This window comes from Fructobacillus evanidus (assembly GCF_963580165.1).
Lineage (GTDB): Bacteria > Bacillota > Bacilli > Lactobacillales > Lactobacillaceae > Fructobacillus > Fructobacillus evanidus.
In genome coordinates, this window is the sequence record NZ_CAUZLM010000002.1 from 223861 (window position 1) to 234616 (window position 10756).

Here is a 10756-nt window from a genome sequence, read left to right on the forward strand (position 1 = left end):
TTTAAAATAAACTAGATAAGTGACCACCGTCGTGGTTTTTAGCGGTGGTCAATAGTGACCACTCTACTATCATACACTAGTGGTCACTTTTGTCAAATTAGAATATTTATTCACTAATTCTTTTTAAAGGACGCCGGTTATGCCGAAAGTTAAAGAACCTCGTTATCACCAAATCGCTCAGGAAATCGCTGAGCACATCGTTAATAAACAATTTCTCGTTGGCGAAAAGCTCCATGCTCGGTCAACTTTAGCCGCAACCTTTGGCGTTTCAGCTGAAACCGCCCGCAAGGCGATTTCAGTCTTAGCCGATCTTGATATTGTCAAGCCCGTTCACGGTTCTGGCGTTGAAGTCCTGTCTCGAGAAAAGGCCCGCGAATTTCTTGATCAGGCAAAGGAAAGTCGTGACCTGCAAACCACTCATGGCGAAATTAAAAGCCTAATTGCCAAGCAAAAAGAGGACTTAGCTAATTTAGACGAGGCCTTCTCACTCCTATTGGACCAGACCCAACGAGTGCGCAAAAATAATCCTATGTCGCCCTACGAATTTATTCCTGAAGCCGACTCACCGATGCTCAACCAATCGATTGGTTCTTTGAACATTTGGCAAAATACTGGAGCAACGATTATCGCCATTCTCCACGAAGACGAAATCATCTTGTCACCCGGTCCTTATGCTAATATTCTTCCCGGTGACACGATTTACTTTGTTGGCTCCGATAAAACGGTTGAAGCCATCCACCAATTCTTTGCTGTTTAACAAAGCATTCTCTTTAAAAATCAGCTATTAGCTATTGAATAGTAACGCACCAATTAGACAAAAAAACTAGAAACCCCTTCGCACCCATGCGCGAATTTGGTTTCTAGTTTTTATTTTGTCTTACTTTAACCGGTCGTGGTAGACCTTACTTTGTTCTTCATAGCCAGGCTTATCCAAAAGGGCAAACATAGCCGTCTTGTAAGCTTCAACACCTGGTTGGTTGAATGGGTTGATGTTAAAGAGGTAACCTGAAACACCCACAGCTAATTCAAAGAAGTAAATTAATTCGCCCAAACCAGCTTCATCTTGACGATCCAAGTGAACAGCCAAGTTTGGCACACCGCCATCCACATGGGCCAAAACAACGCCAGTTGCAGCAGTTTTATTGACTTCTTCCAATGACTTTCCTTCCAAATAAAGTAAGCCATCTTCGTTATCACCAGTCTTAGGGATTGGCAAATCGTGCTTTGAATGGTCAATACGAACAACCGTCTCAAAGAGGTCGCGACGACCTTCTTGGATATATTGACCAAGAGAATGCAAATCAGTTGAGTAGTTGGCTGATGAAGGATAAATACCCTTTTGGTTCTTTCCTTCTGATTCACCCATCAACTGCTTCCACCACTCTGACAAATATTGCAGAGATGGTTCCCAGTTAGCCAAAATTTCGGTTGTATATCCCTTGTCGTAAAGAATCCGACGGTAAGCCGCATAGGCTAAGGCCGGGTTTTCATGGACATCATCGCTACTGTAAGTCTTTTCGGCTTCAGCTGCACCGGCCAAAACATTTTCAATATTAATGCCGGCAACGGCCATTGGCAACAAGCCAACGGCTGACAAAACGGAGAATCGGCCACCAATGCCATCAGGGATAACCAAGGTTTGGTATCCTTCAGCGGTTGCTTCGTTCTTCAAGGCACCCTTCTTAGCATCTGTGGTTGCCACGATACGTTCCTTAGCACCCTCTTCACCGTACTTGGCTACCAAGCGTTGCTTAAAGAAACGGAAAGCAACGGCAGGTTCCGTCGTAGTTCCTGATTTTGAAATCACATTAACAGAGAAATCTTGGTCCCCAATTACTCGGTCCAATTCATCCAAAGCCATTGGTGACATCGCATTACCGGCAAAGTATACCTTTACCTCATCGCCCTGGACTAATTCGTTATGCCAAGGTGACTTCAAAAAGTCGATGGCCATTCGTGATCCCAAATAAGAACCACCAATTCCAATGACTACCAAAACTTTCGAATTCTTTTTAATTGCGTCCGCCGCCTGATGAATTGGCGCCAAGCTAGCTTGGTCTTGGCTCGATGCCCAGTGGAACCAATCGGTAAAATCAGCCCCCGCACCGGTTTTGTTCACCAATGTCTGATGCGCAAAACGCACCTGATCCTTAATTTCATCTAATTCGTTGTCTGCAACGAAGTTCTGTAAACCGTTCGAATCAAAATGGATTGCTGCCATGAAGAATACCCCTTTCTGTCCGGAAAGTAAACGCTTTCACTGTTTTTATTATAGCACTCTTTACGGTAATGTTAACGCTGTGACTAAAAATTAGGCAAACTTTTTTTAAACTATTTTTTAGTCGTTGCCGTTACAACTTGTAAAGGAATTTCCTTATCCGTGTCTGAAAGACCTGGCAAGAAAGTGGCCTTCAATTCCGGTTTGGCATAAGTCACCACGTCAGTACTCTTTTCATCGGGACGAGACTTCAAATCCTTTAATGACTGAATCTTTAATGACTTTTTCGGACTGGTCCAGTAGGTCTTGCTTGCTGCTACTTGTACGGCAACTGATTTACTCTCCCCATCAACACCAACAGTCTTGTGGTTCGTCAGTTGCTTACCTGTAGCATAGGTATGAGCCTTCTTCTTAGCCAAGACCTGGTTAACCATATCAATTGTCGTTTGGAACCGTTGCTTGGTATCTGTATAATCGGCGGCATTGTTAACAACTGTCAAGAACTCATGTCCCTGTTGGTCAACCACATAACCCGTGAAACAAGCACCCGCTTCTGGCGTTGAGCCCGTCTTCAGACCAAGGATTTTCAGTCCGTTTTCATTATCCAAACCTTTGACAATGTTGGCAAATGCTTGCCCAAAATCAGAAGTTTCCGTCACCTTAACGGTCTTGTTTTTTGTATAGGTAATCGTTGGACTAGCCGTCACCGTCTTCAAGGTCGGATCCATGGTCATAATCTTTTTGGCAATTTCAGCAACCTGCATCGCTGATGCATGGTTTGCTGCCGAATCAGAAGCGGAAGTAACCTCGTTATTATTATAAGAGTCGCCGTTCGTCAAACCGGCACCATTATACCAGGCAGTTCCCTTTAAGTTCAGGTCACTGGCCAAAGATTCAAGGGTTTGTTGCGCCGTTTGTCCCGGCTTGGTTAAGGCGGCTGTTAGGGTTAATGCCGCATCATTGGCCGAATTAGTAAACATCGCCCAATACAAGTCGCGCACCGAAAGCTTATCGCCCGTCTTCATATTCAAATGCGAAATGGCATCCGCATTTTGTGCCGAAAGATCAGCATTCGCCTGCACTGTTACCTGGTCAGCCCATTTCAATTGGTTATTTTCAATGGCTTTCAAGATGCCATAGGCCACCAACATTTTACTCTCAGAAGCAATTGGCGCTTGCTTATTCGCATCCTTTTCCCCCAAAACTTGGCCGGATGTCAAATCGATCACCACGGCCGAAGTGGCATCAACATTTAAACTTACCGGTTGGTCTTTGGTTGACTGAATTGATGATTTGACGTCATCTGGTGTCAAGAAATATAGACCCGCACCCAGCAAGGCCAGCACCAAGACGAGGATGGCAATCAGGATAACCCAAAACCGCCCCCGCTTTTTCTTTCTGTTGGCGGCCTGTAACCGATACATTGGCTTTTCACTCATAACTCTATTCTTCTTTCACTTGTTTCAGCGGGAGGGTCATGACGAATGCCGTGGCCGTCTCATCTGATTCGACTTTTACTTGACCGTTGTGCTGGTCAATAATGCCTTTCACGATGGCGAGACCTAGGCCCGTACCACCAGTCTTGTTGTTGCGCGATTCTTCCACTCGATAAAAGCGCTCAAAAATATGGTTGGCCGAACTAGCTGGAATGGCAGGACCATCATTAATGACCCTAATTTCCACCAAGCCATTTTCCTTGACCTGACCAGTTAATTTAATAAAACTAGCGCCTTGACCATATTTCAATGCGTTTTCCACCAAGTTAATCAAAACCCGGGCTAATTTGTCCGAGTCACCAGCCATCACAATCACACGTGGGTCCAAATTAGTCGCAAAGCGCAGGTGCCGATTTTCTGCCTCCATGGCATAGTTCGCTAGGACCTGATCAAAGAGGTCGCCGAGCGAAAAATCAGTGATATTCAGGCTTACCTGCGTTGTTTGCAACTTGGCAAACTCAAAGAGGTCTTCAACCAGTGTTTTCATCTGGTTGGACTTATGATAGGCCGTTTTTAAATATTTCGCCTGGTCTTCCTCAGACAAGGGAGAGTTAGGCGCCACTACTAAGCCCAGGTACCCAATAATCGCCGTGAGCGGTGTCCGTAGGTCATGAGAGATGTTGGTCATCATCTCATCCTTCGATTTTTCAACAGCTAACTGCTCTTCATGGGCCAAATTGAACTCGGCCACCACACGGTCGACCAAGGCCGTTAACTGTCGGGCTTGGTTGCTATAGGTCGGTAACTGCCGCTTTTCCTGATTTTCAGGCAAATCCGACTCATCATCACCAGCCGATTTGTAATCAAGGTCAGGATGATTGGCAAGACTGTATAGCTGCTTCGTCAGGTTTAGCAACAACAGCCGTTCACGGCTACGCCGCCACAGGTGAATCAACCATATCATCAATAATAGTAGCCAAACTATGTAAAAAAAAGGCCAGCTTTCCCGAGCTGACCAATTCATTTTGTCTTTTAAGAGGTCAAAGGCCAGCGCCCAAGCAAGGCCAAACGAGGTCAAGGTGGCCAAAATTAATGACAAAACGGTTTGTGCCAGAATTGTACTTTTCTTGACCATGATTAGCTCACTTCAATCTTGTAACCAACACCCCAGACAGTCTGGATAACCTGGTCACCATGTGTTGCTTCTTCTAATTTATCACGCAAATGGGAAACGTGCACCATGACCGTCTTAGCAGAAACAACGGATTCCTGTTGCCAAACGCGCTCAAAGATATCATCCGCAGAGAAAACGCGGTTTGGATGAGAGGCCAAAAGGTATAAAATCCCAAATTCTAAGGCAGTTAAATTCACCAGATCACCACTGGTGGTCTTCACCTCGTGAGAATCCTTGTTAATAACCAAAGAGGCCACCGACAAGACATCCGGCTTTTGCTCTTGGACCATGTTTTGAGACCGCCGCAAAAGCGAACGAATCCGCGCCATCACTTCCAGAGGATTAAAGGGTTTTGTGACGTAGTCATCGGCTCCGGAAATCAGTCCCTGAATCTTATCCATATCAGAAGACTTAGCCGAAAGCATCAAAATTGGAATATGTGTGTCCTTGCGAACAGCCTTCAACACCTCTAAACCAGACATATTGGGCATCATAATGTCCAATACCATTAAAGCAACATCCGGGTTAGTATTTAACTTTGAAAGGGCTTCTTTCCCATCTTGCGCAATCACGGGTTCGTAGCCTTCGTTTTTCAAGTAAATTTCTAATAATTCAGCGATTTCTTGATCGTCGTCGACAACTAAGATTTTCATCCCTTACTCCTTCTGATTTGCCTCATCTACCCGAGCTTGCTGGGACAACTTTGAGATGGCCAAAATACCACCGTGCTCCAATCCAGCGTGCTTACGGTTCAACAGGTATGCCAACCAAGCCAAAGCCAAGACCAGCACATTACCAAAGAGTGGCAAGCTTGGGTTAACTACTGTCGGAATAAACATGAAGGCCGTGACACCGGCAACCCAAAGAATAGCAACAATGATTAACAACAACCAAGTTGGCATCTTCTTCTTAGGGTTCTTCTCCTTTGGATTAGGCACCAAGCGTTGCATTGCCAAGGTATAAATAGCACCACCCCAGAATGACAGCAAGAGCATCGAGACAACGCCGATTCCCTGGCTTTCGCTTGAGCTCTTGCCAAAGCTCATCGTAACGGCGAAAAAGCCAGACAAGAACATGACCAAGACCAAGGCCGTATCAGTGGCCAAGAATGTAAAGGAATAATCGTGGAACTTCTTAGCTAAACGACGGGGATTCAAATACTGTTGCAAAAGTTGAGCCGGTGACCCATACATCTGCACAGCTGTCTTGCCGGCCTTTTGACCGACGTAAAGCTTTTCAGAAACTGTTTGTACAATTTCTTCCTTGCGCTCGTCAGTTAGCTTATCAGTTTCCGCCAAGCCCTTTTTAAATCGGAAAATAAAGTCTTGATTCTTCTTGCTTAATTGGGAATCTACTTGAGTCATCTTACTGTCTTTCGTCCTTTAAATGTATTATACGTTGAAACGGAATTCGATAATATCGCCGTCCTGAACGTCGTAATCTTTTCCTTCTGATCGCAACTTACCAGCTTCTTTAACGGCCTTAACAGAACCGTATTCATCCAAATCAGCAAAGGCAATCGTTTCTGCTCGGATAAACCCACGTTCAAAGTCAGAATGGATAACGCCAGCAGCCTGAGGTGCCTTGTATCCAGCCTTAAAGGTCCATGCACGCGTTTCTTTACCACCAGCGGTAAAGAATGTCCGCAAGTCTAATAAGTGGTAAGCAGAGCGAATCAGCTTGTTCAAACCAGGCTCCTGAACACCAGCCAATTCCAAATAATCGGCCTTTTCGTCATCGTCTAGTTGTGCAATTTCTTCTTCTGCATTCGCTGACAAAGCAATCACTTCTGCCTTTTCGGAATCAGCGAAATCCTTAATTTTTTGGTAGTAAGGTGAGTTCGTTGGATCAGCCATGTCGTCTTCTGCGATATTAGCCACATAAAGCGTTGGCTTTGATGTCAACAAGAACAAACTCTTCACGACCTTTTCTTCTTCTTCTGAGAAGTCAATCGTCCGCACAGCCTTACCAGCTTCCAAGACAGGCTTAATCTTTTCCAAAACAGCAGCTTCTGCCTTGGCAGCCTTATCAGATCCCTTGGCAGCGCGAGCAACCTTAGCATAGCGCTTATCAACCGCTTCCAAATCAGCTAGGACCAATTCGGTATTAATGGTATCGATATCATCAAGTGGATCAACCTTACCGTTAACGTGGATGATTTCATCGTCATCAAAGGCACGAACAACGTGAACGATGGCGTTCACTTGGCGGATGTTCTCCAAGAACTTATTTCCAAGTCCTTCACCCTTAGAAGCACCCTTTACGATACCGGCGATGTCGGTAAATTCAAATGTTGTTGGAATAATCTTATCAGCTGGTTCAATTTCTTGAATGCGAGCTAAGCGATCATCTGGTACTTCAACAATCCCAACGTTTGGTTCGATGGTGGCAAATGGGTAATTGGCCATTTCCGCACCAGCCTTTGTGATTGCATTAAAAAGTGTTGACTTACCAACGTTAGGCAGTCCAACGATTCCAGCTGTTAAAGCCATGTCTGTTTATCCTTTCGTCTTGGACCGTAAAGATTAATCTTCTTCGGCCTTTTTTAAGACTTTTTTCAAGCGTTTTTCAAAGTTAAACCGGGTTAACATGATGGTCCGGTTACAGTTTGAACAGGTAATTTTAATATCAGCCCCGAGGCGGTTCACCACCCATGCGTTCGTTCCGCAAGCATGGGGCTTCTTCATTTCAACTAGGTCGCCCAGACCGTATTCAATTGATTGCGCCATCTTAGTCTACCTCAATTGACAAAATACTTAAGATTCGAGCCAGGTCTTGTTCTGAAAGATAGGCGATTTCAATCTTTCCAGCACCCTTTGAACCGGTGTTGACCTTGACCTTTGTTCCAAATTTATCTTCTAATCGATTTGCTAAATCTTTAGCAAACGGTGATTCAGCCTTTTTAGCCGGCTTTTGGTCCCCAGCGTTGACCTTCTTGACCAGTGCTTCGACCTGACGAACATTCAACTGTTCTTTCAAAATTGTTTGAACAACCGCATTCATCTGGCCTTCTTTTTCCAAGCCAAGTAAGGCACGGGCTTGCCCCATTGAAAGCTCACCAGCTTGAACCAGGTCTTGGACCTGATTTGGTAACTTTAACAACCGCAAAGCGTTGGCAATCGTGGTCCGTTCTTTACCTAACTTTTCGGCCAGTTGGGTTTGATTTAAATCCAACTGGGCCATCAAATTAGCATAGGCCCGTGACTCTTCAATTGGGTCCAAGTTATCGCGTTGCAAGTTTTCAATCAACGCCAACGTCGCCATTGTATCGTCGTTGGTTGCCCGAACAATCGCAGTAATTTCCTTCACCGGCAACGTCTTCGTTGCGCGGAAACGACGTTCACCAGCAATAATTTGATACTTGGCACCGCTTTGACGAACAATAATTGGCGTCAACAGGCCATTTTCTTTAATTGACTGAGCCAGCTCTTTGATTGATTCTTCATCGAAGTGCAACCGTGGTTGAAACGGATTGGCTTCAATTTGGTCTAAGGGAATCGAAACTACTTTTTCCCCCGCCTCCGGGTTGCGGCTAATTGTTTTGGAATGGGCCAAAGCTTCCTTTGAGATGCCATTGGATCCAAAGAGCGAATCCATGTTTTTACCCAAGCCACCTTTTTTATTAACCATATTGCGCCATGACCTCCTTCGCAAATTCGGTATACACCCGCGCACCGAGTGATTTTGGATCAAAATCAATAATCGCCTGGCCGTAAGATGGTGCCTCTGACAAACGAACAGTCCGCGGAATGACCGTGTGGTAAACCCGGTCTTCAAAGTATGTTCGTACTTGCTCAGAAACCTGTTTTGCTAAATTAGTCCGGGTATCAAACATCGTCAATAAGATTCCGGCCATTTCCAAATCAGGATTCAGACCTTGGCGGACAAGTTCAATCGTATTCAGCAATTGTCCCAATCCTTCCAAAGCGTAAAATTCGGTTTGAACGGGAATTAAAACTGCATCTGCAGCTGTGAAGGAGTTAATTGTTAACAGTCCTAATGAAGGCGGATTATCAATCAAAATATAGTCATATTGGTCGGCCAGCGGTGCCAGCGCATCCTTTAAACGAAATTCCCGTCGAGGAAGATCGACTAACTGCACTTCACTTTCTGACAGTTGAATCGTGGTTGGTAAAATGTCCAGGGTATCCGCTTTGACAATGGCCTCCTGGGCAGCAACGCCGTTAATTAAAACTTCATAAACATCTTTTTCTAATTCTGATTTGTCAACACCAACACCAGAGGTTGCATTCCCCTGTGGATCGGCATCAACCAACAAAACCTTCTTACCAGCCTTCGCCAAGGCAGCACCCAGGTTAATACTTGTCGTTGTCTTGCCAACCCCACCCTTTTGGTTGGCTAAAGCAATAATCTTTGCCATCTGCTGGCTCCTTTTTCTTTTATAATGGCTTTTTGCTAGGAGTACCCGCCTGTCTTGGATACTTCTTTGGTGTCTTTTGTACCTTATCGATAATTTGAATCATTCGTGGATCCTGATTTGGCAATGTGAAAGTAAAGCTTTCCTTTAATTGACCACCAAGTGTTTGCAGAGCCTTTTTCCCGGCCCTCAATTCATCTTCACCAGCAGACCCCTTCATCACTAGAAGTTGCCCACCAAGTTTCACAAACGGTAATGTGTACTCAGCTAAAACCGCTGTCCGAGCAACAGCTCGGGCGGTTGCATAATCAAAGCTTTCACGCATTTTTGGCTCTTGACCGAAGTCTTCAGCACGACCGTGCAAAACAGTTACATTTTCTAAACCAAGATCTGCAACAACAGTTTTTAAAAAGTTAACCCGCTTATTCAATGAATCAACCAGTGTCACCTTTAAGTTTGGTAAAGCGATTTTTAAAGGAATCGCTGGAAATCCAGCACCAGATCCAATATCAATCAAGGTTGGTTCAGCAACCTTTAATGCTGGTTGGTAAAAAGCCAAAGTCAGTGAATCATAAAAGTGCTTTAAATAAACCTCATCATGGTCCGTAATCGCCGTTAAATTGAATTCCTTATTCGTCTCAACCAACAAGGAAAAATAACGATCGAACTGGTTAATTTGTTGATCTGACAGTGTTATGCCAGCTTCCTTTAGGCTCTTTAAAAATGCTTCTTGGTTCAAAATTATCCTCCAAACCAGGTCCTATTTCGCCTAGTTTACTCTTAACAAGAATACCTAAAAAACGGGGAAAATTCAAGGTTTCACCCGCTTTTTATCCAAAGAAAAAACCTGGACAAAAGTCCAGGTTTTTCGTTATGCCCTCGGTGGGAGTCGAACCCACACGGTGTTGCCACCACTGGATTTTGAGTCCAGCGCGTCTGCCAATTCCGCCACAAGGGCAATATAAAGTATAAATACTTTATTAGGGCGGTAGAAGGGGATCGAACCCTCGCATGCTGGATCCACAAACCAGTGTGTTAACCACTTCACCACTACCGCCATGGCAGGGATAGAGGGAATCGAACCCCCATCAACGGTTTTGGAGACCGCTATTCTACCATTAAACTATATCCCTAAGGTATTAACAATCAGCTATCGCCGAAATAACATGATGAGGACTTGCACCCCACAAGGTTACTCTAACTCATGTTTGAAAACAAAAAAGAGGGCGTAGCTTAATGGACGATACAGGGATCGAACCTGTGACCCCCTGCTTGTAAGGCAGGTGCTCTCCCAGCTGAGCTAATCGTCCAAAATGGAGAGAAAGGGATTCGAACCCTCGAAGCAGCTTCCACCGCTTACACGGTTTCCAACCGTGCTCCTTAAGCCTGACTCGGACACCTCTCCGGAAAACTCTCTTTTGTTTTCAATATAATATGTACGGCATCGCGTCGTCCTATCCTCGCAGCCAGCGTTCCGGCAACTACTTTCGGCGCTATAGAGCTTAACTTCTGTGTTCGAGATGGGTACAGGTGGTTCCTCTATGCCATCA

Annotated in this window: 11 protein-coding genes, 5 tRNA genes and 1 rRNA gene; 1 reads left to right on the plus strand and 16 read right to left on the minus strand. The window is 44.9% G+C overall.

All coding sequences use genetic code 11. The features are described 5' to 3' along the window. The first annotated feature begins 139 nt into the window (after positions 1-139). Positions 140-757 (plus strand): GntR family transcriptional regulator, encoded by a 618-nt coding sequence (locus AABI08_RS02460; RefSeq protein WP_338343503.1) that lies wholly within the window; start codon positions 140-142, stop codon positions 755-757. Positions 758-877: 120 nt separating this feature from the next. On the opposite strand, the gene AABI08_RS02465 is transcribed toward AABI08_RS02460, so the two are convergent. The 16 genes from AABI08_RS02465 to rrf all read right to left on the minus strand — a co-directional run. Continuing rightward, positions 878-2221: a glucose-6-phosphate isomerase gene (locus AABI08_RS02465; RefSeq protein WP_168778020.1), complete on the minus strand. Its 1344-nt coding sequence runs from the start codon at positions 2219-2221 to the stop codon at positions 878-880. Between the two features lie 110 nt (positions 2222-2331). Beyond that, positions 2332-3657: a D-alanyl-D-alanine carboxypeptidase family protein gene (locus tag AABI08_RS02470; RefSeq protein WP_338343505.1), complete on the minus strand. Its 1326-nt coding sequence runs from the start codon at positions 3655-3657 to the stop codon at positions 2332-2334. Positions 3658-3661: 4 nt separating this feature from the next. Beyond that, the gene (locus AABI08_RS02475) at positions 3662-4789 is read right to left on the minus strand and encodes a sensor histidine kinase (RefSeq protein WP_338343506.1); all 1128 of its coding nucleotides are present in this window, start codon (positions 4787-4789) and stop codon (positions 3662-3664) included. A gap of 2 nt (positions 4790-4791) precedes the next feature. Beyond that, positions 4792-5481, minus strand: a complete 690-nt coding sequence (locus AABI08_RS02480; RefSeq protein WP_047975531.1) for a response regulator transcription factor — start codon at positions 5479-5481, stop codon at positions 4792-4794. A 3-nt stretch (positions 5482-5484) separates the two neighbouring features. Then, entirely contained in the window at positions 5485-6192 is a 708-nt protein-coding gene (locus tag AABI08_RS02485) for a DUF1129 family protein (protein WP_338343507.1), read from the minus strand. A 27-nt stretch (positions 6193-6219) separates the two neighbouring features. Continuing rightward, on the minus strand, positions 6220-7320 hold the full coding sequence (ychF, locus tag AABI08_RS02490; RefSeq protein ID WP_338343508.1) for a redox-regulated ATPase YchF: 1101 nt from the start codon (positions 7318-7320) through the stop codon (positions 6220-6222). A gap of 33 nt (positions 7321-7353) precedes the next feature. Then, on the minus strand, positions 7354-7557 hold the full coding sequence (locus AABI08_RS02495) for a DUF951 domain-containing protein (RefSeq protein WP_047975534.1): 204 nt from the start codon (positions 7555-7557) through the stop codon (positions 7354-7356). A 1-nt stretch (position 7558) separates the two neighbouring features. Further along, a complete protein-coding gene (locus AABI08_RS02500; protein WP_059394242.1) occupies positions 7559-8458 on the minus strand; it encodes a ParB/RepB/Spo0J family partition protein in 900 nt (299 codons plus the stop codon). Continuing rightward, positions 8451-9209 (minus strand): ParA family protein, encoded by a 759-nt coding sequence (locus tag AABI08_RS02505; RefSeq protein ID WP_338343509.1) that lies wholly within the window; start codon positions 9207-9209, stop codon positions 8451-8453. Before AABI08_RS02505 ends, AABI08_RS02500 begins: the two co-directional genes overlap by 8 nt. Before the next feature lie 19 nt (positions 9210-9228). Beyond that, the gene (gene rsmG / locus AABI08_RS02510) at positions 9229-9945 is read right to left on the minus strand and encodes a 16S rRNA (guanine(527)-N(7))-methyltransferase RsmG (protein ID WP_338343510.1); all 717 of its coding nucleotides are present in this window, start codon (positions 9943-9945) and stop codon (positions 9229-9231) included. Positions 9946-10080: 135 nt separating this feature from the next. Continuing rightward, positions 10081-10164: transfer RNA gene (locus AABI08_RS02515), tRNA-Leu, on the minus strand. Positions 10165-10190: 26 nt separating this feature from the next. Next, a tRNA-His gene (locus AABI08_RS02520) sits at positions 10191-10263 on the minus strand. 2 nt (positions 10264-10265) lie between these two features. Next, positions 10266-10339, minus strand: a tRNA-Trp gene (locus AABI08_RS02525). Positions 10340-10443: 104 nt separating this feature from the next. Further along, positions 10444-10516, minus strand: a tRNA-Val gene (locus AABI08_RS02530). Positions 10517-10520: 4 nt separating this feature from the next. Further along, positions 10521-10611 (minus strand) — tRNA-Ser (locus AABI08_RS02535). A gap of 36 nt (positions 10612-10647) precedes the next feature. Beyond that, positions 10648-10756, minus strand: a 5S ribosomal RNA gene (rrf, locus tag AABI08_RS02540); the annotation flags it as partial.

Coding starts and splice junctions, on each gene's coding strand:
- AABI08_RS02460 (WP_338343503.1), top strand. CDS start 140: ATGCCGAAAGTTAAAGAACCTCGTTATCACCAAATCGCTCAGGAAATC.
- AABI08_RS02465 (WP_168778020.1), bottom strand. CDS start 2,221: ATGGCAGCAATCCATTTTGATTCGAACGGTTTACAGAACTTCGTTGCA.
- AABI08_RS02470 (WP_338343505.1), bottom strand. CDS start 3,657: ATGAGTGAAAAGCCAATGTATCGGTTACAGGCCGCCAACAGAAAGAAA.
- AABI08_RS02475 (WP_338343506.1), bottom strand. CDS start 4,789: ATGGTCAAGAAAAGTACAATTCTGGCACAAACCGTTTTGTCATTAATT.
- AABI08_RS02480 (WP_047975531.1), bottom strand. CDS start 5,481: ATGAAAATCTTAGTTGTCGACGACGATCAAGAAATCGCTGAATTATTA.
- AABI08_RS02485 (WP_338343507.1), bottom strand. CDS start 6,192: ATGACTCAAGTAGATTCCCAATTAAGCAAGAAGAATCAAGACTTTATT.
- ychF (WP_338343508.1), bottom strand. CDS start 7,320: ATGGCTTTAACAGCTGGAATCGTTGGACTGCCTAACGTTGGTAAGTCA.
- AABI08_RS02495 (WP_047975534.1), bottom strand. CDS start 7,557: ATGGCGCAATCAATTGAATACGGTCTGGGCGACCTAGTTGAAATGAAG.
- AABI08_RS02500 (WP_059394242.1), bottom strand. CDS start 8,458: ATGGTTAATAAAAAAGGTGGCTTGGGTAAAAACATGGATTCGCTCTTT.
- AABI08_RS02505 (WP_338343509.1), bottom strand. CDS start 9,209: ATGGCAAAGATTATTGCTTTAGCCAACCAAAAGGGTGGGGTTGGCAAG.